Source organism: Weizmannia sp. FSL K6-3076 (genome assembly GCF_038007245.1).
Classification (GTDB): Bacteria; Bacillota; Bacilli; order Bacillales; family Bacillaceae_C; genus Weizmannia; species Weizmannia faecalis.
Window position 1 is genome coordinate 350,545 of record NZ_JBBOWU010000001.1, and the last position, 24,292, is coordinate 374,836.

A 24,292-nucleotide genomic window follows, 5' to 3' on the forward strand; every position below is an offset into this window, starting at 1 on the left:
CGGGTACACGTACGGTGGCCGTCAATCGCCGGGAAAGCCGGTTCCAGTCGCAGTCATAAACCATTTGCATCTGCATATACATTCATATCCGGGGATGGTGCGCAATCATGGCCATAAGCCAAGGAATGGTAGGTGCCGGCCCGCGGGAATACCGTGCTACTCAAAGCAGTACCAGCATAAAACATTTATCATTGGGGACTTCCGCAAAGCGCTTGCTTTCGCGGTGACCATAAATAAAAAAGGGGGATTCAAATGGGAAAGGTCAAAAAATGGTTAGCAGCAGGATTGGTTTTCATTTTGGCAGCAGCACTGGTTGCAGGCTGCGGCAAATCAAAATCGACAGGCGGATCCGGTTCTGCAAGCGATGATCCGATCAAAAAAATCGAAGACAGAGGGAAATTGGTCGTTGGAGTCAAATATGATACATATCTATTTGGCTACAAAGACCCTAAAACCGGAAATGTGGAAGGCTTTGATGTAGACATTGCCAAAGCGATTTCCAAGAAAATTTTCGGTGACAAAGTTAAAGTCGAACTGAAAGAAGTCACATCGAAAACCCGGATTCCAATGCTGCAAAACGGCGATGTTGACATGGTTGTCGCTACCATGACGATTTCGCCGGATCGTAAAAAAGTGGTCGACTTCTCGGATGTTTATTTTGACGCCGGCCAGTCGCTCCTTGTGAAAAAAGGAAGCAAGATTAAGAGCGTCAAAGACTTGACGAAAGGCACAAAAGTCTTGACGGTAAAAGGTGCGACATCTGGTGACAACGTCAGAAAAGCCGCTCCGGATACAACCGTGTTAGAGTATGAAAACTATCAAGAAGCATTCACGGCTTTAAAATCCGGCAAAGGCGATGCACTGACAACCGACAACTCGATTCTGTACGGCATGGCCGCCCAAGACTCGAACTACCAGGTTGTAGGTGGCACTTTCACGAAAGAACCGTACGGCATTGCCATGAAAAAAGGCAATACGAAACTTGTAAAAGCCGTCAACAAAGCTTTGAAAGAACTGAAAGACAGCGGGGAATACGACAAAATCAAAAACAAATGGATCAAAGAATAAGGATAAGGGGTGGGCAAAATCGCCCATCCCTTTCTCCTGATTAAACCGCAAAGGAGTGAAACAGCGTGCTTGATTTTTCCATCCTCACCGACAATATCGACTTATACATGAAAGGTTTTGTCAATACGATTAAAATCAGCATCATCGGCCTTGTCGCCAGTTTCATTCTCGGCAACCTCATTGCCGTGTTCAGGCTGGCCCCTGTGAAACTGCTGAATTTTATCGGCGCAGTCTACGTTGAAGTCATCCGCAATATTCCGTTAATCCTGACCGGTTTCTTTTTCTATAACGGGCTCAGCTATTTTCATATTAATTTAAGCGGCTTTATCGCGGGCACCATTGCGCTCTCCATTTACACCGCCGCTTTTATTGCGGAAGCCGTACGTGCCGGCATTCAATCGGTGGACAAAGGTCAGCTTGAAGCCGCACGGTCAACTGGTCTGACATATACCCAGGCGATGCGTTACGTCGTCCTTCCGCAGGCGATCAAAATCGTCATTCCGCCGATCGGCAACCAATTCCTGAACCTGGTCAAAAACTCTTCGATCCTCGGTGTTTTTGCGGGACTCGACCTCATGTACTACGCCGATCTCATTCATGAAAAAACATGGATCACTTTTGATACGTATATTTTCGTCGGCATGTTTTATCTCATTCTGACGATCCCGCTCAGCCTGCTTGTCAACTATCTTGAACGCCGGCTGGCCAGAAGCAGTTGAATCATATTTAAAGGAGGGAAATGCGATGGATTTTGCCGGAGCTTATTCAAGTGGAAACCTGGCGTATTTGCTGAAGGGTTTTGCGGTGACATTGGAAGTGGCTTTTGTTGCAATCGTGTTGAGTTTTCTCATCGGCTGTATTCTCGGCATCTTGCGTTACGCCAAAATTCCAATTTTATCGCCAATCGTGGCACTTGTTGTGGAAATCACCCGGAACTTGCCACTGATTTTGATTATTTTCTTTACATATTTTGCCTTGCCTGAAGTCGGCATGAAAATGAGCGTCACGGCAGCAGCCATTTCGGCGCTGACGGTGTTCGAATCCGCGATGATTGCTGAAATTGTGCGCGGCGGCCTGAACGCCATCCCGAAAGGCCAGATCGAAGCTGCCCGTTCATCCGGCTTGAAATATATCCAAACCTTGTGGTACATCATCCTGCCGCAAGCTTTGAAAAAAATGATCCCGCCGCTTGTGAGCCAGTTCATTTCGCTTTTAAAAGATACGTCGCTTGCGATCATCATTGCACTGCCGGAACTGTTACACAATGCAAAAGGGATTTACAACGGGGAAGGCGGATCAAAATACATCATCCCGATTCTGCTCATGGCAGCTTTCATGTATTTTGTTGTCAACTACTTGCTTTCGATTCTCGCGCGCCGGCTCGAAAAGCGCCTCGACCCGGACCGTTCCGCTGCCAAACAGCTTGTGAACACAACAGAAAATTTGCTCTAGGGGAACCTGTCCTGAGGTTCCTTTTTTTTGCGCAGCTTTTCTCATGATAGAGATGTTTGCGATTGCTGATTTTCATTCGCAAAGTTGCAAAATAAATCAAATCCCCATTGCTTTTTTGTGCTAACTGTTATACAATATATATAACAAATAACCCAAATAAAAGAGATGATGTTCATGCTCATGAAAATCGACCTTGAATCGGATGTCCCTATTTACCAACAGCTGCATAACAGCATCATGGAAGGGATTGCGTCAAAAGAGCTGGCACCGGGCGATTCGCTTCCATCGGTAAGGGCGATGGCATCCGATCTCGGCGTCAACATGCACACGGTCAATAAAGCCTACCAAATCTTGAAGCAGGAAGGCTTTATCCAGATCCACCGGCAAAAAGGGGTTGTCATCCAGCCTGACCAGATGCCCCCGGCCGATGAACCATATCTTGAAAGCCTTACGGGAAAACTGCGCCCGCTCATCAGTGAAGCGATCTGCCGCGGCCTGGACGAAAAGCAATTTTTAAAAATATGCGAAAAGCTATACAACGACATTCAAAAGGTGGGAGAACAATGGAAACCATAATGGTATTGATCTTTTTCGGAATGGTTGCCGTCATGATGGCAGTAACACCGTACATTACAAGAAAAACGGAAAGTTTTGGGGTCACCATCCCAGAGGCAGCCTACCTGGATCCTGAACTGAAAAAACTGAGGAAACAATACGCCGCAGTCATTATTGTCTTCAGCATCCTTCTGGCAGCCGCCCTGTTCATAGCTGTAAGCACAAGCCAGTTGCTTCAAACTGGTTTCGCTCTCGCAGTCCTTGTTGACATTGCCGGTAATTTTCTCATCTATCTTTATTTTCACCGAAAAATGAAGGCAATCAAGAAGACGCGGAACTGGGCAGCCGGGAAAAAGCAGGCGATCATCGTCGACCCGAAATTCCGGAGCCAGAAACTCATTTTTTCCAACGCATGGTTTCTGATCCATGCAAGCGTGACAGCAGCCACTTTCCTGATGACATGGTTGTGCTACGGACGGATTCCGGACCGGATCGCCATGCATTATGATTTTAACGGTACACCGACAGACTGGGTGGAAAAATCGTACCGGACCGTGTTTGAACTGCCAACTGTCCAGCTGTTCTTGCTTATCCTGTTCATTTGGCTGAATACGATGATTGCAAAAAGCAAACAGCAGCTCAATGCCGAAAGACCGGAAGCCTCCCTCGAGCAAAATGTCCGTTTCCGGCGCAGATGGTCAGCATTTATGATCATTACAGGCTTGCTTATGATTTTACTATTTTTTGCCATTCAGCTTTCCTTTATTGTGCCGGTCCCGATTGCCTGGTTGTCGTACGGAGGCATGGGCGCGGTCCTGTTGATTGTGGCCGGGGCGGTTTTGCTCTCGGTTATCACCGGGCAGGGCGGCAGCCGCATCCGCGTAGGCAATGGTGCCGTTCAGGGCCGCTTCCAGTATGATGACGATGCGTATTGGAAACTCGGCGTTTTTTACTTCAATCGCAACGATCCTTCCTTATGGGTGGAAAAAAGGTTCGGGAGCGGCTGGACCCTTAACTTTGCGCACCCGGCAGGCTGGATTATCCTCGGGCTCATTATTCTGATTCCGCTTTTGCTTGGTGTTTTCTTTTCTTAAAAAACAAGGGGGCTGCTCCAAAGAATGGAAGCAACCCCTTTTATTATTCACTTTCAAGATCAACCCATTTGTCTGCCCAATTTTGCACTTCATCAAGGACCGGCTTGATCGCCTCGCCTTTTTCTGTCAACCGGTATTCGATCCGGACAGGGCTTTCCGGGTACACTTCCCGTACAAGGATGCCCTGGTCTTCCAGCTCCTTCAGCCGCTCCGAAAGCACCTTTTGGCTGATATGCGGGATAAGCTCCGCCATTTCGTTAAACCGCATCGGCCCATTAGAAAGGACACGGATAATCACGCCAACCCAGCGTTTTCCCAATAGCTGAAACGCCTTTTCGAAACGCGGACATAAACTTTGGTTTCCCATTTTTGTAACGCACCTTTCTCATCAACCCTGCATTCCGGGGCTATATCAACAAAAGCCTTTTTAACCATTATACATGAATTGTAAACTTACTAAAAGTAACTAGCTAACAATCTCTGTCCAGTGGAACTGCTGTGCTTCGCTGAAAAAGCTGGCAAACCCGTGACAGAAATGGCCCTAAAAAATCCCCAAATAAAGACGAAAAAATGAAAATGAGAGGAAATGCACAGTGAAACGGTGCTGCCCCCAAATAAAAAAGCGAAAAGGAAAATGCTCCGATGCGTCCTGGCCGGGTAAAGTTCTTCCAATCCATTGAATTTTCATATAAAATAAAGGGAGTAAAGAAAGGGAGGTTTTTAAGGTGAAAAAATTACTTTTCTATACAGCAGTAGGCTTTGCCGGCTACCAATACTTCAAATCAAAAGAAAACCGTGAAAAAGCGGCAGATGCCCTGAACAAGTTTTATGGAAACGTGGAAAAATGGCTCTCAAATTTTCAGCAATCAAATCGCAGCGGAGACAGACAATCCGGCACACAAGCCTAAAGGCAGACAGTGATTGGGCGTAGTCACCATTGCGATCCAGTCAGTCGAACGCTTGAAATGATCTCCCACCTGCTCTTTGGCCATGAGGATGGAAGACTTCTTTCATAAATCCGTTAAAATGGACTTGATCATTCACGCCCTCTTCTAATCCCCGTTCACCCACAACTGTAAAATTTTCCCTGGGCCATCACAACAGGGAAGTCGTGAACCTTCCAAATCTCAAATAAAATTTACAGGTGTAAAAACCATACGGAGACGGGTGAAGTATCATGGCCGAAAGCGGATAAAATAAATACTGAATCTTGATTGTTCCCTGGCAAAATACGGAAACCGAAACAATAAGCCTCATGTAAAAACTCCCCAAAGCCTGGTGAATATATAAAATGAACCTAAATTTTTCGCGTTAAAATCAATTACGATGGCTACACATACAGAAGTAGGAATGTTTAGTTCAACTTATACAGCAGCCGAAAGCAGAAAACGTGATTCTTAACTTAACGAAAAACGGGTGCGGGAACACGCTGGGTCCGGGAAAGAAGCTGGTTTTAAACCTGGATGGTTCCCTGCAAAGTGCCTATCATAAAATTGACAAATATCAAGTTTTAACCTTTTTGACAAACCCATCCTCATGCCCGAAAATGGCTGTAAGAAGAGTGAACTTTATGCAAACAAAAGCGGTCGTTTTTATTGACGCCGTTTAAGAGAGGGATACAAATGTCAGTGACATCATACGTCGATCAATATGGATATATTGTGCTGCTTTTGGCACTTTTGCTCGAAATGATTGCAGTTCCGCTTCCAGGCGAAGTGCTGATGAGCTATGCCGGTTATATGGTGCACCAGGGGCAGCTCAACTGGATCTTGAGCATTCTCATTGCCGCCACCGGTACATCTGTCGGCATGACAACGGCCTATTTTATCGGGCAGCGGCTCGGCGGCCCGTTTTTACATAAATACGGCCATTTTATCCATCTCGGCCCGTCCCAGCTTGAAAAAACATCGCGCTGGTTTAATAAATATGGGAATAAATTGCTTATCGTCGCGTATTTTATACCAGGTGTCCGCCACATCACCGGCTATTTTTCCGGAATTACGAAACTGCCATTCCGGTCATTTGCCACTTTTGCCTATTCCGGCGCTTTGATTTGGACAAGCACGTTTATTTCCCTCGGGAAGCTGCTTGGCCCGCAGTGGGAGCAGTTTCACGAAGCGGTCAAAAAATATCTCGTCATAGGCGGTATTGTAAGCGCCGGTTTAATCATCGCGTATTATGTGTTCCGCTATTTCCATAAGCAGATTTTCTGGGCGATGATGGCGGTGCTCCGGCGCGTTTTCATGATTTTCCGCAGCCGGGTCCGCGCCGAGTTTGTGATTATCGGCACCACGCTGGTGACATTGTTTTTGATTGTGTTAATGATCACAATGATTCAAAACCTTTTCAGCGAAGATTTCAGTGACTTTAACGAGGTGACCTCTTTAATCGTATCGCTTTTGTTCAAACACCATTGGGCAGGCGTCATGAAAGGGATGCTGGCGCTCAGCTCGCGGCAGGCGCTCATTCTCGTCATGGTGTTGACGGTTCTTTGGATCATTTGGAAAGGCAAAGATCGCACGCACGAATTTTTGATTATGCTGCTTGTCACAATCGGCGGGGAACTGTATCAAAATGTGCTGCATGAAGTGTTCCACCGGATGTCGGAAACGGAAATTCCGACGTTTTCCCACTTTGTCTTCTCATTTCCGAGCGACCAGGCGATGATGATTCTGATCATTTACGGCTATTTTACATATCTCGTTGTCCGGCACGCTGAGATGTTTTGGGTCCATACGTTTATGGATGTACTTCTTTTAGCTGTTCTGTTGTTCGCAGCTGTCAGCCATATTTATTTCGGCCTTGAAATCCCGAGCAACATTGCGGGCGGTTACGTATTCGGCGGCGTCTGGCTTGGCTTAAATATTTTATTGCTGGAAATTTTCCGTATGATATGATGGATAAGAAAGCAAATGTTGGAGGGGAAACATGTTCTCAGACTTTGTCACACAAATTTTAACAGCACTCGCTGATCTGGGTTACTTCGGTGTTGCGATCGGGCTTGCGATTGAGATTATCCCGAGCGAGATTGTCCTTGCCTATGCCGGCTATTTAATTTCCCGGGGAGAGATCAATTATTTCGGCGCCATTGCAGCGGGCACACTTGGCATTTTGATTGCCCAACTGATTTTATACTGGATCGGTGCATACGGTGGGCGCCCGTTCTTGCTAAAGTACGGCAAATATTTGCTGATTCACGAAAGGCATCTCGATGTCGCGGAAGAATGGTTCAACAAGTACGGCGCCGGTGTTATTTTTACGGGCCGATTCATCCCGGTCATCCGCCAGGCCATTTCGATCCCGGCCGGCATTGCCAAAATGTCGTATTTCAAGTTCATTTTTTTCACCCTGCTTGCGACCATTCCGTGGGCGGTGCTGTTTATCTTTCTCGGTGAACGTCTCGCATCAAACTGGGCACAAATTGATGACGTCGCGGCTCCTTATGTCAAGCCGGTTACCATTATCGCGATCATCATCATTGTGCTTTATATCGCTTACTCGATGTACCGCAAGAAAAAAAAAGCCTGACCCTCTATTTAGGGGGCCGGGCTTTTTCCATAGATGAGGGAAGAATGGAAACAGTGCGGTTCGGATCCCAAGAGCGGCTAACTCCCACTAAATCAAAGATACAGAGGGGATTAGCTGCTATAATTGTTCAAAATCCTTAACCAAAAAAACCGCCTGCACAAAGCAGACGGCGAAAAAGGGGGTTAACATGGATGAAACGCATATTCCGCACGTAAATTTTTCCATTTTATGATTTTTTTAAAGGAATTTTCTCCTTCTTTGTAGAATTGAATGATTATCTAATTACGGGAAGATGAGGAAATTTTTATGTCAGATCAAATTTTAACCTTACATGTGGGGCCGTCTCAACTTTTATCTAAACTGTGTGATGAAATAGAACTCGAAAAGACCATTAATGATTTAGTCAAATGGGATTCTGTCCGTTGTCATGTCTCACCCGGAACAAGGATTAAAGCCCTTGTCTTAAACATTTTATGCAGTGGCAAGCCCCTTTATAAGGTTCATGAATTCTATCAAAACCTAGATTCTGAGATGCTTTTCGATACATCGGTTTCACCCGATCAATTAAATGATGATGCATTAGGAAGAGCATTAGATTACTTGTATGAAGCCGAAGCATGGAAAGTCTATTCCACCATTGCATTAAAAGCACTAAAAAAATTGAATCTTCCTATTGGTGTACTGCATAACGATACAACCTCAATTTCTGTTTACGGAGAATATAAGCAACCGAAGGAAGATGGACTGCAAATTACGTACGGGTATAGTAAGGCCCATAGGCCTGACTTAAAACAAATCGTTCTGGGGATGGGGGTCACACCTGAACGAATTCCTATCCTTGCAAAAGTAGAAAATGGGAATACTTCGGATAAATCTTGGAATGTGGAATTCATTCAAAAGATGAGAAAAATCCTTTCCCATGAAGATTGGAAAAATCTCATTTATCAAGCCGATTCTGCATTAATCACAACGGAAAATCTAGCGGAAATTCAACAACAAAATTTATCGTTTATTTCCCGTTTACCTGATACATTCGGTTTAAGCACAGAACTAAAGAAAGAGGCATGGTTGCTCAATAACTGGGAAAGGGTAGGCTCACTTAGCAATAAAAAAGACGCAGCTATTTACCAAATTCAAGCTTTTGAAAGACAAATTCAAAACCTTCCTTACCGGTTTCTTGTTGTCCACTCAAACAATTTAGATCAACGAAAAGAGAAAACCCTAAATCGGGCGATCGAAAAGGAAGAAATACAATTAAAAAAAGAGATAGAAAAACTGAGTAAAGTTATCTTTCATTGTAAAGAGGACGCACTAGAAGCAATTCAATCTTTTAAGAAAAAACAAAAGGCTTCATATTTCTGTTATAAACTAAACGTCCAGATGAGTGATCAACCTATCAAACGAAAAAAGAGAGGAAGACCTAAAAAGGACGAACAGACAAAACAAGAACAAATCTATCAAATACAACTGGAATCGTTTGAAAAAGATCATGATTTTATCGAAAATAAGAAAAAAATGCTCAGCACTTTTGTTTTAATCACAAATAAATTAGATGAGGAGACACTATCCAATCAAGAAGTTTTGAGGGTTTATAAAGGACAGTCGGCCGCTGAGACCCGTTTCCGATTAATCAAAGATTCACAAATGATTGATGCCATTTACTTAAAAACCCCGGAAAGGGTTGAGGCCTTAGGTATTGTGTATGTGATGGCTTTATTAATCTATGGAATTTTAGAATATCGAGTTAGAAAAGAACTGAAAGAAAAGAACCTATCTCTAATCTTGAAAGGAAAAAGGAAACTCTATCAACCCACAGGCCAAGCATTGTTAGAGCAATTAGAAGATATTACCGTGATCCTTATAAATCAAAATCAACAAAAAATAAGGCTCTTACCCGATAATATTGATTCACAAGCCAAAAAAATCATTGAATTATGCGGGTATGATGTATCAATATACGTGTCAAAAAATGTCGAAAACAAAGGAGAATAACACACAATAGGAGGAATTCATGAAAAGAATGTCGAATTGAAAAGAATTTTATCGAAAATTCCTCAAAAATAAGAAGATATCATCCCACCAAGCCATTTAAATATAGTTCATTCAAAAATTAGAATGAACTATATTTAAGACGTGCGAAATGTGGGATGAAAAAGCAAGCCTAGTTTGCATCTTGCCTGATTACAAGAAAAAGGATAACGCAGGAAGCTTAAAACAATCTTAACAGGCCGAAATTCCGAAAAGAGGCAGGCTTGCCCACTATGCCCAGAAAAAAACCGCCTGCACAAAGCAGACGGCCAAAAAAGGGGGTTAACATGGATGAAAAAGCAAGCCGGATTTTCATCTTGCCTGATTACAAGAAAAAGGATAACGCCGAAAGCTTAAAACAACCTTAACAGGCCGAAATTCCGAAAAGAGGCAGGCTTGCCCACTATGCCCAGAAAAAAACCGCCTGCACAAGGGCGGCGGCCTAAAAAAGGGGCATATGAAAAAAGTAGGTTGTAAGCTCTCTTGCAAAGAAAAAGATACCTGCCGAAACTTAATAAATGCTTAAGACCTCCACGTCTCCGGCCATAAAAAAACGCCTGCACAAAGCAGACGAACCAACAAAAGCTCTTACCTGATGACAAACATCAATATACCGCTGGAAAATAAAAAACGCCTTAACTTTGGATGAAAGTTATGTGAAATCCCCCACAAATTATGATCTCGACAAAAATAACAAAATTTCATCAAAATCTTCGTGACAAATTGCCGCTTTTAGATAATAATAATGAAGACAGACTACTAAAACGAGGGATTCTATGGAGTCAAGAGTAGCGAAAAAAAAGAAAAAACGGTCAAGAGTCCGCTGGCGCAGAGTGTTCCTTATGCTCTTTTTACTGCTCATCGTCGCCGGCGCGGGTTACACAGCCTATCAATACTACGCTGGCGTTCATCAGACAGACCCGAATGATGCCTTAAATATGGACAATCTGGAATTTAACGGTAAAAAGGATGCAAATGGCCGCACCAATATTCTCCTTCTCGGAATTGATCGGCGCGGGCAAGAAGATTCAAGAACCGATACCATCATGATTGCCCAATATGACCCGAAGAATAACCAGGTGAAGCTCATTTCGATTATGCGTGACATTTATGCCGAAATTCCGGGGTATAGAAACTATAAAATTAACACAGCCTACTATCTTGGCAATCTGAAGAATCAAAAAAAGGGTGTTGAATTGCTGCGTCAAACACTCAAAACCAATTTTGACATTGATGTGCAATATTATGCACTTGTCGATTTCCAAGGTTTTGTTAAAATTGTCGATACCCTGGCGCCTCAAGGCATTGAAATGAACGTGGAACATAAAATGTCGGAAAACATCGGCTTGACGCTTTATCCTGGAAAACAGCTGATGCATGGGAAACAATTGCTCGCCTACGCACGATTCAGACATGACGCGCAAGGCGACTTTGGCCGGGTTGCCCGCCAGCAAAAAGTGCTTAAAGCGCTCCAATCTGAAGTTTTCAGCGTGAACGGTATCGCCAAAGCGCCGAAACTGCTTGGAACCATTCAGCCGTATATTGCCACCAATATGAGCAAAATGAACATTCTTGCGCTCGCCAAAGACGCCGTCGGAGGCAACCTCAAGGTAAAAACAATGACCGTACCGGTTGCCGGCACCTATACCAATGTCAGCTATCCGGGCGTCGGCGCCGCACTCGAAGTGGACAAAGAAAAAAATATAGAAGCCATCAAACAGTTTTTGGATGAATAACAGGGGCCGGTTCCGGCTCTTTTTTTTGTTGCAGACAGAAAGCCGTACCGGGAGCAAATTGTCCTTTTGGAGGGTTCAAAAAGACAAAAGAAAGCCGGACTAGGAGCAAATTGTCTTTTTGAAGGGTTCAAAAAGACAAAAGAGAGCCGTACCGGGAGCAAATTGTCCTTTTGGAGAGCTCTAAAAGACAAAAGAAAGCCGGACCAGGAGCAAATTGTCCTTTTGGAGAGCTCAAAAAGACAAAAGAGAGCTGGACCAGGAGCAAATTGTCCTTTTGGAGAGCTCAAAAAGACAAAAGAGAGTCGGATCAGGGGCGAATTGTCCTTTTGGAGGGCTCAAAAAGACAAAAGAAAGCCGGACCAAGAGCAAATTGTCTTTTTGAAGGGTTCAAAAAGAAAAAAGAGAGCCGTACCGGGAGCAAATTGTCTTTTTGGAGAGCTCAAAAAGACAAAAGAAAGCCGGACCAAGAGCAAATTGTCCTTTTGAAGGGCTCAAAAAGACAAAAGAAAGCCGGACCAAGAGCAAATTGTCTTTTTGAAGGGCCCAAAAAGACAAAAGAAAGCCGGACCAGGAGCAAATTGTCTTTTTGGAGAGTTCAAAAAGACAAAAGAAAGCCGTACCGGGAGCAAATTGTCTTTTTGGAGAGCTCAAAAAGACAAAAGAGAGTCGGACCAAGAGCAAATTGTCCTTTTGGAGAGCTCAAAAAGACAAAAGAAAGCCAATTAGACAATAGGGGCGAAACCGCATCCAATATGAATTTCAATTTCCCCCTTGTCATGTCACCCGAACAAGTGTAAAGTATAAATAAGTCAAAATTTTAAGTACGTTCAATTAAATAGCCTTATCAAGAGAGGCGGAGGGACTTGGCCCGATGAAACCTCAGCAACCAGCCATACGGCACGGTGCTAAATCCAACAGGTATACCTGAAAAGATAAGGAGCCATGTTATCATCTTGCCTCCTTTTCCGGGAGGCTTTTTTCATATCATGCAAAGGGAGTGTAAAAAGTTGGACTTTCTCGAAACGTTAAAAAACCGCATCCTTGTTGCGGACGGGGCAATGGGGACGCTGCTGTATGCATACGGCGCCGACACATGTTATGAGTCATTCAATCTGAGCCACCCGGAAGACATCCACGCGATCCACCGCGCCTATATCGAAGCTGGCGCATCGGTCATCCAGACCAACACGTACAGTGCCAACTATATCAAGCTTGCACAGTATGGACTGGATGAAAAAGTAAAAGACATCAACAAAGCGGCCGTCCGGATTGCAAAAGAGGCGGCAAACCGTGACACATTTATACTCGGCACAGTCGGCGGTATCCGCGGCCAGCGCAAAACCGAAGCAACACTTGCCGAAATCAAGCGTACGTTCCGCGAGCAGATTTTTCACCTCCTGGACGAAGGAGTTGATGCCCTGCTTTTGGAAACGTATTTTGACGCGGAAGAACTGTATACGGTCGTTGACATTGCGAAAAAAGAAGCGGATGTCCCGGTCATCGCCCAGTTCTCGCTTATCGAACCGGGCGTGCTCCAAAACGGAACCCCGGTCCGCGACGCGTTCAAGGAACTTGAAAACCGCGGCGCCGATGTGACCGGCCTGAACTGCCGGCTCGGCCCGCACCACATGATCCAGGCGTTCGAAGAAATCCCGATACCGAAGCGTGCCTTTTTGTCCGCATACCCGAATGCGAGTCTTTTAGATTACGAGGAAGGCCGGTTCACGTTCACAAATAACGCCGATTATTTTAAAACATGCGCCGAAAAACTGGTCGAACAGGGTGTGCGTCTGATCGGCGGCTGCTGCGGCACGACCCCAGCTCACATCAAAGCAATCGCAGACGGGGTGCAGGGGCTTTTGCCTGTCACAGAAAAAACGGTCCGCCCACCGAAAATTGAAATCGCAGCCGCCCCGGCGCAGCACGAACCACCGTTGCATGAAATCGTAAAAAAGCGCCGCTCTGTCATTGTCGAATTGGATACGCCGAAAACGCTGAACACGACTCGCTTTTTTGAAGGGGCAAAAGCGCTGCACGACGCCGGCATCGATGCCTTGACAATGGCCGACAACTCGCTTGCAAGCCCGCGCATCAGCAACACAGCGATTGCTTCAATTTTAAAAGAGAAACATGGCATCCGGCCGCTTGTTCATATTACATGCCGTGATCGTAATTTGATCGGGCTGCAGTCGCACTTAATGGGCCTTGCTGCGCTCGGGATTGACCAGGTGCTTGCCATCACGGGGGATCCGACAAAAATCGGCGACTTCCCGGGAGCGACGAGCGTATACGATTTGTCATCCATGGAACTGATCGCAATGATCAAGCAATTCAATGATGGCATCTCCCATTCCGGCAAATCGCTTCACAGGAAAACGAATTTTTCCGTCGCGGCTGCATTTAACCCGAACGTCCGCAATCTTGATAAAACGGTCGGGAGGTTGGAGCGCAAAATCCGCCACGGTGCCGATTATTTTATCACCCAGCCTGTGTTCAGCACGGAAAAAATCGAGCAAATCCATGAAGCAACGAAGCATTTGGACGCGCCGATCTATCTTGGCATTATGCCGCTTACCAGCTACCGGAACGCGGTCTTTCTGCACAATGAAGTGCCGGGCATCAAACTGACGGATGAAATTTTGGCGGCGATGGAAAAAACAAATGGCGACCCTGCAAAAGCGCGTGAAGAAAGCCTTGCGATCAGCCGTAACTTGATCGATGCGGCCCTCGCCTATTTCAACGGCATTTACCTGATTACGCCGCTCGAACGCTATGAACTCACAGTGGAATGCACGCGCTACATCCACGAAAAAACAGCAGTGCGAGGCGCAGGCATTGTCTGAGACTGCAACGAAAAGAGTACAGGCGGATTCATTGAAGTGAAACTTTGATAGCACTGTCCAATTGCAAGATTAAGAAAAGAGCTCAAGAAGACAAAACGAAACCTTGACCGGCGTCAGCCCCGGCGAGATGCATGCACTTTAAACTCAATCAAAAGTGGCACCGGCATCGCCAGCATCGGAACGCGGCCCAGCCAGGTACCAAATGTTACCGTACGTCGCAATCTCAATATCAAACGTACAACCAAAGGGGGAATTTTTCATGGGGCAAACGTTATTTGAACAGCAGCTTGCAAACCGCATTCTCATCCTTGACGGGGCGATGGGGACGATGATCCAGCAGCAACACCTTACCGCGGCGGATTTTGGCGGCGAAGCATATGAAGGCTGCAATGAATACTTGAATCTCACAGCGCCCGATATCATCCGCTCGATCCATGAAGCATATCTCGAGGCGGGGGCCGATATCATCGAAACTAATACCTTTGGCGCAACGTCCATCGTTCTTAACGAGTACGGCCTCGGGCACCTTGCTGAAAAAATCAACATCGAAGCCGCGCGCATCGCCAAGCAGGCTGCCGAAAAATATTCCACACCCGGCCGGCTGCGGTTTGTCGCTGGTTCGATGGGTCCGACAACAAAGACGCTCTCCGTCACAGGCGGCACCACTTTTGACGCGCTCAAAACCGCTTACCAGGAACAGGCTTGCGGGCTCATAAAAGGCGGCGCCGACGTGCTTCTCCTCGAAACATCGCAGGACTTGCTGAACGTCAAAGCCGCTTTTCTTGGCATTACGGATGCATTCAACGAAACCGGAAAAAAACTGCCGCTTCTCATCTCCGGCACCATCGAACCGATGGGCACAACGCTTGCTGGTCAGAACATTGAAGCATTTTACATTTCCGTCGAGCATATGCAGCCGGCCGCAGTCGGGCTTAACTGCGCGACCGGCCCGGAGTTCATGGCCGACTCGATCCGCACACTCGCGGGGCTCGCCAAAACGGCAGTGAGCTGCTACCCGAACGCCGGGCTTCCCGACGAAGAAGGGCATTACCACGAAACACCGGAATCGCTCGCTGTCAAAATGAAAGGCTTCGCCGAAAAAGGCTGGCTCAACATCGCAGGCGGCTGCTGCGGCACAACACCTGCCCATATCAAAGCACTGAATGAAGCACTTGCCGGGCTCCCGCCGCGCCAGCCTGCAAAACAAGAACACCACGCCGTCTCCGGGATCGAACCATTTATTTACGATGACCCGTCCACCCGTCCGATTTTTGTCGGCGAACGCACAAACGTCATCGGCTCGCGCAAGTTCCGGCGCCTGATCGCGGAAGGCAAATGGGAAGAAGCAAGTGAAATTGCCCGCACACAGGTTAAAAATGGCGCACAGATCATCGACATCTGCCTCGCCGATCCGGACCGCGATGAAATCAGCGATATGGAAAATTTTATTTCGATCGCCGTGAAAAAAGTGAAAGTGCCGTTTATGATCGATTCCACAGACGAAAACGTAATCGAAAAAGCTTTTACATACTGCCAGGGAAAAAGCATTGTCAATTCCATTAACCTTGAAAACGGTACGGAACGGTTTGAAAAAGTCGTGCCGCTCCTCAAAAAATACGGGGGTGCCGTTGTCGTCGGCACGATCGATGAAGAGGGGATGGCTGTCACTGCCGAACGGAAACTTGAGATTGCGCGCCGCTCTTATGATCTGCTCGTCGATACGTACGGGCTCAACCCGCGTGATCTTATTTTTGACACGCTCGTGTTCCCGGCCGGCACCGGCGACAAGCAGTATTTTGGCGCAGCAAAAGAAACGGTCGAAGGCATCCGCTTCATCAAAGAAGCGATGCCGGAATGCCAGACAATCCTCGGCGTCAGCAATGTTTCATTCGGGCTGCCGCCAGCCGGGCGTGAAGTGCTAAACTCAGTGTTTCTCTACCATTGTACGAAAGCCGGGCTGGATTACGCCATCGTGAACACAGAAAAACTCGAACGCTTTGCGTCCATCCCGGAAGAAAACGTGAAAATGGCCGAAAAACTGTTGTTTGAAACGAGTGACGAAGCCCTCGCCGCGTTCACCGAATATTACCGCGGTAAAGTGCAGGAGAAAAAAGCGCCAAAGCGCACGATGACGCTTGCTGAACGGCTTGCGAATTATGTTGTCGAAGGGACGAAAGAAGGCCTCATCCCGGACCTGGAACAGGCTTTAAAAGAATACCCGGATCCGCTCGCCATTATCAACGGCCCGCTTATGGAGGGGATGGCGGAAGTCGGCCGCCTGTTTAACGACAACCAGCTCATTGTCGCAGAAGTCTTGCAGAGTGCGGAAGTGATGAAAGCATCCGTCGCATTCCTCGAGCCTTTTATGGAAAAAAATGAAACAAGCACAAAAGGGAAAGTGCTGCTCGCAACCGTGAAAGGCGACGTCCATGATATCGGCAAAAATCTGGTCGACATCATTTTGTCGAATAATGGCTATAAAGTGGTCGACCTTGGCATCAAAGTGGCCCCGGCTGATCTTATCCACGCCGTCCGCAAAGAGAAACCGGATGTAATCGGGCTATCCGGCCTTCTTGTCAAATCCGCCCAGCAAATGGTCGTCACTGCCCAGGATTTGCGGGAAGCGGGCATCCACCAGCCGATACTGGTCGGCGGCGCAGCCCTGTCACGGAAATTCACGGTAAATAAAATTGCTCCGCAATATAAAGGGCTTGTGCTGTATGCAAAAGACGCAATGGAGGGCCTCACGCTTGCGAACAAATTGCAGGATGAATCGGAACGCAGCTCGCTCGAAACGGAACTTGCCAACCAGCGCAGCGGCGGGACAAGGGTGGTGGCGGCCGTGAATGCCGGCGGGGCACCTGTTGCGACTTTATCGCGCCGTTCTTCGGTATCCCCGGATGCGCTCGTTTACCAGCCGGCCGATTTGAAGCGGCATGTGCTGCGCAATTATCCGCTTGCCCATATCGAGCCCTACGTGAACATGCAAATGCTCCTCGGCCACCATTTAGGATTGAAAGGCCGCGTCGAAAAGCTGCTTGCGGAGGGAGACGAACGCGCCCTCAAGTTGAAACAGCAGGTGGATGAACTGCGCGAATGGGTGATGAAAGAAAAATTGCTTCAGCCCTCCGCTGTATACCAGTTTTTCCCTGCCCAGTCGGATGGGAATACTTTGATTGTTTATGAACCAGCTGGAGAGCCTGGTACATTAGATCCGAAATCTTTATCCGTCCTAGAGCGATTCACGTTCCCACGCCAGGCAAAGCCGCCGTATTTGTGCCTTGCCGATTATGTCCGGAGCGTGGACAGCGGGGTCGTAGATTATGTCTGCATGTTCGCGGTCGTCGCCGGCAAAAACATCCGCCATCATGCACGCTATTTGAAAGAAGCGGGCGAATATTTCAAAAGTCATGCTCTCCAGGCGCTTGCCCTCGAAACGGCAGAAGGTTTCGCCGAGCGACTGCATGAACTGATACGCGGCCAATGGGGCTTCCCGGACCCGGCTGATTTCACAATGCAGCAACGCTTTGCCGCCAAATACCAGGGCCAGCGCTACTCTTTCGGCTACCCGGCCTGCCCGAACCTCGAAGACCAGGCCAAACTGTTTAAATTGTTGCAACCGCAAAAAATCGGCCTCCACTTGACCGAAGGCTACATGATGGAACCCGAAGCCGCCGTCACCGCGCTTGTATTCTCCCATCCTGAGGCAAGATATTTTGCGGTATAACTCCCGAAGCGGGCCCTGGCCCGCTTCGGTTTTTTAAACCATTTACGACTTTTTCAGAGTCCAGTGCCATGTTGCTTTTTACAAAAAACCAAATGATTCGACAAAATCTGCGCTAACCCGATTTTTCTGTTCCGCCCTCAATGTTCCACGGGAAACATTCCACTGAAAACTGTGCATGTTGAACAGGATTTTCTGAACAAATTCCACTTGCCAGCAAGCCCTTCTTCGATATGATAGAAGAATAGACGTACGAACATGCTTGACCCGCTTTCTTTCTATATAAAATAACGCCATGCTTTCACCTACCACGTTCCCTGTGGCATTGAACGTCTACGCTAAATCAACGCCGGCTGAATAAAACCTGTACATCTCAAATTCGGCCAGTGCTGTCATCATCCTTGCATAACTTAACATTCCCAATGGCTGCGAATATTGACGTTTTTGGTGGCATGACAAGATGACAAGATACGATTCATCTCGACAAAACCAGCAATATTTCCACGGAAATACCCATATAAAAAAGCCCGAATACCGAAATCCGGGCTTTACATCCATCTATCTAAAAATGTGCGGCGACTGCGGCTAATTTTCATTCTTCCACTCATGCCGTATCCTTTACGGCATGAGTGGAAAATCCGCATTGAGCCGTTTCGTTCTTTTCTGTTCTTAGCCAATGAAAGTCCAAAAGCTCCATTGCTTTCTAGCAACTTACCAAATGCAAATGGCTTACTTACGGGAGAGGCGGTCTTTTGCACTACCGACCGAGTCCTGGGCCTCGCCTTTCAATTTGTCCATTTTGCCTTCAGCTTGTTTTTCCGCATCGCCGGTGATTTCACCCCACGTATCTTTTGCTTCGCCTTTCAATTTGTTCCCTTTTCCTTTGAGCTTGTCCTTCGTGGAGTCTTGATCCATTTTCATTCCTCCCATTCATATTGTTCATCTTTCCTATTCCCTGATCACAGGCCGATAAACGAAAAATGCAAAAGAAATAAATGGACAGGCTAGTTATCCGACCGGCGCAGATCATTTGCGCAAAATTTGACCTATCACGTCCAAAAGCAAAAAAATAAAGGGCCAAAACCAAATCAAATAGGGGCACCGCCACAACCAAAAATACACCTATTACAACAGGAGAAAGAGATAGAGTTCAATATAAAAAGATTGCAACAAGGCGATATCCATTTGCAAAAAGCAGGCAACAGAGCTGTGATATTTTATGGGACGTGAATAAGGTAAAGGGAACGCATGCGCATCATCTCCGTCTCGCTCCAAAATTGGAATGAGGAAACGCATGCGTATATAGGTTGGATGGTGTTGCAGAGTGGATGTGTGTTCGGCGTAACGCCCAATTTCAACGATTGCACGCCCGTTCTCAAAGCACCTGAAAACAGCCCCTAGATCATTTTCTTCCATGGTATGTATTTGCCGAGGCCATGGTAATAGCTGGCACAAATAATCGTGCGGCTGAATTGTTTCTGAAATGTATGCACGGAGCAGTTCAGTTTCAGCTGCTGCTGATTGGAAAAAGTAACATAAAGGCCGTCCGCCGTGGCATCAAAGTCTATTATGTTTGCCAGGAAAATGAACTGGCAGTCATACGATCTCGGGGATTTTGTCGGTGTTGCAATCAAACCATCCCCCACCACAATCGGTGCCTTATTAAAGTTAAAAATTTGTTTTGTTCCCTTGAGAACGCCTTCAAAATCGCACATCCGGTAATGGATGCAAGCGTCCCGTAATAATTCAAGCTTGCTCTTCCGTGAGCGAAAAACGCCGTCCTGATCATAAATGACTGTTTGATATTCCGGATCAAATGCGGTATCCAGCGCCATCGTTTCTTTCCTGATTAGGTAGTCAATTTTTTCTGTCACAAAAAATACCCCCTCATGTTAATTTGTGCTTTCCCTCCCGCTTCACTTTCAGGGGCAGAATTGCCAGGGGTGCCATGTCTTGCTGCCATCAAAGTATCCTTCCCCAAAAGAAGAGGGATATCATTGATTTTTATAGTCCTATTATACTATAAATTTCTAAAAAATAAAGCATGAATTTACAATTTTGTTATTATTTTTAATCCATGTAAATCTTGGCCAAAATTTCACGTTTTCCCTTAAAAAATATCAAATTTTCCCGCGGAAAACAGGATGTTTTGGAAACGAAAAAATGACGATCGCCGGTTCGCCCTCTTCCTTTGAACCTGTTATTTTACAATCAACCCGGGAATTCAAGGAAAGCGCGCTTTCCAAAAGGGGAAGCAAAGTGGAAAATTTTGAAGAAATGCTCAGGCAATACCGGCCGATGATTTTTCATATGATCCGCAAACTCCGCATTTACAAAAACATCGATGAGTTCGAGCAGATCGGTATGATTGCGCTGTGGGAAGCGTATCAGAACAGGCAGGACGACAAAGGGTCATTCACGAGCTATGCGTACAACACGATCCGTGGGAAAATGCTGACCGAACTCACGAAAAGGCGGCGGGAGGAAAAAATGTTTGCATTTCCGAAAGAGGAATTTTGGAATGTGAAAGTGGACGAGTCGCTTCGTCCCCCGCTTGAGCTTGAAACCCTGCTGTCCTATTGCGACGGTCTTACGGAAAAAGAGAAAAAATGGGTAGTGGCTACTTTTTATGAACAATTGAAACAAGGTGAAATCGCATTTCGCGAAGGCAAGTCCGTCGAGGCGGTAAAAAAATGGCGGAGACAAGCCCTCGAGAAAATCAGAAAGAGTATGGAGCAAAAAGAGAGGAAGCACTGACTGCTTCCTCACTCTGCGATGAAAAACTTGCGCAAGTAGTCATACCATGCTTTTGTGCCCTTGTTGCTTGGGGCGGTTTGTTCGCCATTTTGAAAGGTGACATACGATTTGAATGCGTCACTGTCCGGGTCTGGCCAGTATTTCCAATGATCCAGGTATGTGTAACCTTCTTTTTTTGCGTACGACGCTAGCTCTTTCACCTGCGCCGGATAATTCGCTGCCTTATAGAGCGGGTATGAAGGCTGAATCATCAGCACGGCATCATCCCAGGCAGCAGCGGCCGTTTTGATATCATCAAGCTGATTGTCCATTGCCACAGCCCCGTTGTTGATTAAAATAAACGGCTCAAACAAAATGAGATCCGGTTTGAAATGGGCGACGTCTTTATACTTGCCTTCACGGATAAACTCATCGGAATTTAAATGATAGGAAAAAAGGGAAACCGACACATGGCTGCCGTACGTATCATTCAACGCCTGCTTCAACTGTGGCCCCCAGCCATGCGTATTCGCACCCATCGCGTCCGAACCGACAATCGCAATTTTGTAGGCTCGCTTCTTGGAAAGTGCGTTTTCAAAATCCGCGCGGGCTTTTTTCGGCCAGTTTTTCGTGTAAGCCACTAGAGAAGTCTCCGGCTGGCCCGTTTTGTTTACGTCGCGCTTTTTCCCCGTGGTCGGTTCTGCCTTTGTCTTTTCCGCTTTTACTGCTACAGAATCCGGCTTGAACCGGCTTGGATCCGTTTTATACCCCCAGTACAGATGCCCAACTACCAATACGGCAATGACGACAACAGCCGACAAAATCGCCGTGAATATTTTCATACATCATACCTCCGCTCATCATCGCTTATGAAACGTCCGTGCAAACCTATAAAAAATTATGACAAAAAAAGACAAATTGCACAACCAAAATTGAAAGAAAATCCGCAAAAGGTAAATACAGGAAGACTATCTAACCGGTTTCTTTCTGCAAAATATTGTGGTTTAATACAAATTGTATCAAATTGTTTAAATTTATTTCAGTTTCCCACAAATTTCGGAATGATCTATGATATAATGTATGATAGTTTTCTATCTATTTCGCATTTGTGCTGCAGATCTAAAGGGAGGAACTTATGGAAGACACAATTAGTTTAAAAGAATTGATGCAGGTGCTGCGCAAACGACTTTCGATGATCGCGCTGATTACACTGGGGGCGATGATTGTGACGGCCATTGTGACCTATTTTGTGGTGACGCCTGTCTATGAATCATCGACACAAATCCTTGTCAATAAAGCAAGCGATGACCAATCGATGTATACCACCAATGCCGTACAAACAAACGTTCAGCTGGTCAATACATATAATGTGATTATTAAGAGCCCGTCGATCTTGGATAAAGTGATTGACGAACTGAAACTCGACATGACAACGGACGAACTGAACAACAAAATCGAAGTCAGCACAGAGCAAAATTCACAAGTCTTTACTTTGACGGTAAAAGATACAAACCCGTATATAGCAACCAAAATTGCCAATAAAATCGGGGAAGTGTTCAAAAAAGAAATCAAATCCATTATGAAAGTCGACAATGTGACCGTTATTTCGAAAGCACAAGTGCCTACGGGACCTGTTAGCCCGAAACCGTTGCTGAATATTGCGATTGCACTTGTTGTCGGCCTGATGGTGGGTGTTGGGATTGCCTTTCTGCTTGAATACCTCGACAACACGATTAAAGATGAACAGGATATTGAACAAATTTTGGAATTGCCTGTCCTTGGCGTGATTGGGCAAATTGACGATCAGGAATTGAATGGTTTGAACCGCGCAGGAAAAAAAACAAAAAGAAAGGTTGAGACGGTTGGCGCCTAAAAAAACAAAGCTGTTGAATACAAGAAGAAAATTAATCTCAAAGCTAAATCCAACGTCGCCGATTTCCGAACAATTTCGGACGATCCGTACAAACATCAGTTTTTCTTCTGTCGACCAAGACCTGCAGCTTTTGATGGTCACTTCAAGCGGGCCGGGAGAAGGAAAATCGACGATTGTCGGCAACCTCGCTGTTGTCTTTGCCCAACAAGGGAAAAGGGTCCTCCTTGTCGATGCCGATTTACGCCGCCCGACTGTCCATTATACGTTCGGGATGACGAATACATTTGGTTTAACAACCGTGCTGACAAAACAGGGTACACTCGAGGAAACGGCGGTCAAAACCGATGTGGACCATTTGCATGTTTTAACAAGCGGCCCGATTCCGCCAAACCCGGCAGAACTGTTAAGCTCAAAGGCAATGAAGGAATTTTTTAAGGAAGCAAAAGAACAATACGATATTATTTTACTCGATACACCACCGGTTTTGGCTGTCACCGATGCGCAAGTGTTAACCAATCAGTGTGATGGCACGATTCTTGTCGTCTCAAGCGGGAAAGCGGAAGTAGATGCCGTCAAAAAATCGAAAGAATTGCTGGAATCTGCAAATGCCAATCTGCTTGGGGTCGTCTTAAACAACAAGAAAACGCAAAATACGCATTATTATTACTATTATGGTAAAGACTGACACCATTTAAGTGGAAATTTTCCAAACACTATTGAAAAAAGATAAGAATACACTATAATTTTGTATAGAGTTTGGTTTTCATTGAAACGGAATTTCATTTTTTCACATGTTTGGAGGGGTACGGGATGATGGATATTCATTGCCATATTTTGCCGGGAATTGACGACGGTGCGCAAACGATATACGACAGCCTTGATATGGCAAAACAAGCCGTCTCCCAGGGGATCAAGCAGATTATTGCCACCCCTCATCATATGAACGGGAAATACGAAAACCGCAAAACAGAAATCGTTCAAAAAGTCAATGAATTGAATGAAAGATTGAAAGAAGAACAAATTGATCTGGAGATTCTGCCAGGGCAGGAAAACCGGATTTATGGAGAAATTTTGGAAGACTATGAAAAAGGGGAAATTCAAACGTTGGCCGGCACTTCTTACCTGTTTATCGAGTTTCCATCAGGGCATGTGCCGCGCTACGCGGAAACCCTTTTATACGAGATACAAGTGAAGGGCCTGGTGCCCATTATCGTGCATCCGGAAAGGAACGCGGAGCTGATTCAGCATCCGGATCGGTTGTATGAAATGGTGAATAATGGTGTGGCAACACAAATTACAGCCGCAAGCTTAACTGGTGCTTTCGGGAAAAAGATTAAAAAATTTACCGAACAACTGATAGAAGCGAATCTCACCCATTTTCTTGCATCAGACGCCCATAATGTAAAAACGCGTGCTTTTAAAATGGATGAAGCAGCGGACGAAATTGAAAAGAAATACGGCACGGATATGCTCTACTTCTTTACAGAAAACGCCGAACTGCTTGCAGGCGGCCAATCCATTTACAGAGAAATTCCGCAGCCAGTAAGACAAAAGAAATTGTTTGGTTTGTTTTAATTGTCCTTCTTTTTTAGCATTTTAGGAGAAGCATCAAGGTATATGAATGGAACTATGGGGCTGCTCCGCTGTTTTTGGCA

Annotated in this window: 22 protein-coding genes and 1 riboswitch; of the genes, 17 read left to right on the forward strand and 5 right to left on the reverse strand. The window is 46.0% G+C overall.

Features of this window, described 5'->3' with window-relative positions:
* The first annotated feature begins 252 nt into the window (after positions 1–252).
* The 5 genes from NSS95_RS01645 to NSS95_RS01665 all read left to right on the forward strand — a co-directional run bounded on the left by NSS95_RS01645 (position 253) and on the right by NSS95_RS01665 (position 4,169).
* Positions 253–1,068 (forward strand): transporter substrate-binding domain-containing protein, encoded by an 816-nt coding sequence (locus NSS95_RS01645; protein ID WP_014096261.1) that lies wholly within the window; start codon positions 253–255, stop codon positions 1,066–1,068.
* A gap of 65 nt (positions 1,069–1,133) precedes the next feature.
* Positions 1,134–1,787, forward strand: coding sequence for an amino acid ABC transporter permease (locus tag NSS95_RS01650; RefSeq protein ID WP_014096260.1), 654 nt, complete (start codon positions 1,134–1,136; stop codon positions 1,785–1,787).
* 25 nt (positions 1,788–1,812) lie between these two features.
* Positions 1,813–2,520 (forward strand): amino acid ABC transporter permease, encoded by a 708-nt coding sequence (locus NSS95_RS01655; RefSeq protein ID WP_014096259.1) that lies wholly within the window; start codon positions 1,813–1,815, stop codon positions 2,518–2,520.
* Positions 2,521–2,694: 174 nt separating this feature from the next.
* Positions 2,695–3,096, forward strand: a complete 402-nt coding sequence (locus tag NSS95_RS01660) for a GntR family transcriptional regulator (protein ID WP_035182601.1) — start codon at positions 2,695–2,697, stop codon at positions 3,094–3,096.
* On the forward strand, positions 3,084–4,169 hold the full coding sequence (locus NSS95_RS01665; RefSeq protein ID WP_035182599.1) for a DUF1648 domain-containing protein: 1,086 nt from the start codon (positions 3,084–3,086) through the stop codon (positions 4,167–4,169). Before NSS95_RS01660 ends, NSS95_RS01665 begins: the two co-directional genes overlap by 13 nt.
* 43 nt (positions 4,170–4,212) lie before the next feature.
* On the opposite strand, the gene NSS95_RS01670 is transcribed toward NSS95_RS01665, so the two are convergent.
* The gene (locus NSS95_RS01670) at positions 4,213–4,536 is read right to left on the reverse strand and encodes a winged helix-turn-helix transcriptional regulator (protein ID WP_014096256.1); all 324 of its coding nucleotides are present in this window, start codon (positions 4,534–4,536) and stop codon (positions 4,213–4,215) included.
* A 358-nt stretch (positions 4,537–4,894) separates the two neighbouring features.
* On the opposite strand from NSS95_RS01670, the gene NSS95_RS01675 reads away from it, so the two are divergent.
* The 8 genes from NSS95_RS01675 (at position 4,895) to metH (ending at position 18,031) form a co-directional block, all read left to right on the forward strand.
* The gene (locus NSS95_RS01675; RefSeq protein WP_061565277.1) at positions 4,895–5,077 is read left to right on the forward strand and encodes a hypothetical protein; all 183 of its coding nucleotides are present in this window, start codon (positions 4,895–4,897) and stop codon (positions 5,075–5,077) included.
* Between the two features lie 714 nt (positions 5,078–5,791).
* Positions 5,792–7,066, forward strand: coding sequence for a VTT domain-containing protein (locus NSS95_RS01680; protein WP_014096254.1), 1,275 nt, complete (start codon positions 5,792–5,794; stop codon positions 7,064–7,066).
* Positions 7,067–7,097: 31 nt separating this feature from the next.
* Positions 7,098–7,697 (forward strand): DedA family protein, encoded by a 600-nt coding sequence (locus NSS95_RS01685; RefSeq protein WP_014096253.1) that lies wholly within the window; start codon positions 7,098–7,100, stop codon positions 7,695–7,697.
* A gap of 306 nt (positions 7,698–8,003) precedes the next feature.
* Positions 8,004–9,689: an IS1634 family transposase gene (locus tag NSS95_RS01690; RefSeq protein WP_260832243.1), complete on the forward strand. Its 1,686-nt coding sequence runs from the start codon at positions 8,004–8,006 to the stop codon at positions 9,687–9,689.
* Between the two features lie 812 nt (positions 9,690–10,501).
* A complete protein-coding gene (locus tag NSS95_RS01695) occupies positions 10,502–11,461 on the forward strand; it encodes an LCP family protein (protein WP_035182595.1) in 960 nt (319 codons plus the stop codon).
* Between the two features lie 170 nt (positions 11,462–11,631).
* On the forward strand, positions 11,632–12,258 hold the full coding sequence (locus NSS95_RS01700; protein ID WP_340713737.1) for a hypothetical protein: 627 nt from the start codon (positions 11,632–11,634) through the stop codon (positions 12,256–12,258).
* Positions 12,259–12,299: 41 nt separating this feature from the next.
* A riboswitch (SAM riboswitch) is annotated at positions 12,300–12,400 on the forward strand.
* Positions 12,401–12,468: 68 nt separating this feature from the next.
* Positions 12,469–14,304, forward strand: a complete 1,836-nt coding sequence (locus NSS95_RS01705) for a bifunctional homocysteine S-methyltransferase/methylenetetrahydrofolate reductase (protein ID WP_340713738.1) — start codon at positions 12,469–12,471, stop codon at positions 14,302–14,304.
* A 259-nt stretch (positions 14,305–14,563) separates the two neighbouring features.
* Positions 14,564–18,031, forward strand: coding sequence for a methionine synthase (metH, locus tag NSS95_RS01710; RefSeq protein ID WP_340713739.1), 3,468 nt, complete (start codon positions 14,564–14,566; stop codon positions 18,029–18,031).
* A 726-nt stretch (positions 18,032–18,757) separates the two neighbouring features.
* On the opposite strand, the gene NSS95_RS01715 is transcribed toward metH, so the two are convergent.
* From NSS95_RS01715 to NSS95_RS01725, 3 genes are all read right to left on the reverse strand, one after another.
* The gene (locus NSS95_RS01715) at positions 18,758–18,943 is read right to left on the reverse strand and encodes a CsbD family protein (RefSeq protein WP_017550938.1); all 186 of its coding nucleotides are present in this window, start codon (positions 18,941–18,943) and stop codon (positions 18,758–18,760) included.
* 210 nt (positions 18,944–19,153) lie between these two features.
* On the reverse strand, positions 19,154–19,444 hold the full coding sequence (locus NSS95_RS01720; RefSeq protein ID WP_152650457.1) for a hypothetical protein: 291 nt from the start codon (positions 19,442–19,444) through the stop codon (positions 19,154–19,156).
* Complete coding sequence (locus NSS95_RS01725) at positions 19,426–19,902, reverse strand: competence protein ComK (RefSeq protein ID WP_014096247.1); 477 nt, start codon at positions 19,900–19,902, stop codon at positions 19,426–19,428. The genes NSS95_RS01720 and NSS95_RS01725 overlap by 19 nt, the downstream gene beginning before the upstream one ends.
* Before the next feature lie 289 nt (positions 19,903–20,191).
* On the opposite strand from NSS95_RS01725, the gene NSS95_RS01730 reads away from it, so the two are divergent.
* On the forward strand, positions 20,192–20,785 hold the full coding sequence (locus NSS95_RS01730) for a sigma-70 family RNA polymerase sigma factor (protein ID WP_328220324.1): 594 nt from the start codon (positions 20,192–20,194) through the stop codon (positions 20,783–20,785).
* Between the two features lie 8 nt (positions 20,786–20,793).
* On the opposite strand, the gene NSS95_RS01735 is transcribed toward NSS95_RS01730, so the two are convergent.
* On the reverse strand, positions 20,794–21,606 hold the full coding sequence (locus NSS95_RS01735) for a hypothetical protein (protein ID WP_340713740.1): 813 nt from the start codon (positions 21,604–21,606) through the stop codon (positions 20,794–20,796).
* Between the two features lie 293 nt (positions 21,607–21,899).
* Here NSS95_RS01735 and NSS95_RS01740 point away from each other — a divergent pair, with 293 nt between their 5' ends.
* The 3 genes from NSS95_RS01740 (at position 21,900) to NSS95_RS01750 (ending at position 24,212) form a co-directional block, all read left to right on the forward strand.
* Entirely contained in the window at positions 21,900–22,637 is a 738-nt protein-coding gene (locus tag NSS95_RS01740) for a YveK family protein (RefSeq protein WP_340713741.1), read from the forward strand.
* A complete protein-coding gene (locus tag NSS95_RS01745) occupies positions 22,627–23,322 on the forward strand; it encodes a CpsD/CapB family tyrosine-protein kinase (RefSeq protein WP_340713742.1) in 696 nt (231 codons plus the stop codon). Before NSS95_RS01740 ends, NSS95_RS01745 begins: the two co-directional genes overlap by 11 nt.
* A 125-nt stretch (positions 23,323–23,447) precedes the next feature.
* Positions 23,448–24,212 (forward strand): tyrosine-protein phosphatase, encoded by a 765-nt coding sequence (locus NSS95_RS01750; protein ID WP_340713743.1) that lies wholly within the window; start codon positions 23,448–23,450, stop codon positions 24,210–24,212.
* Positions 24,213–24,292: the final 80 nt, after the last annotated feature.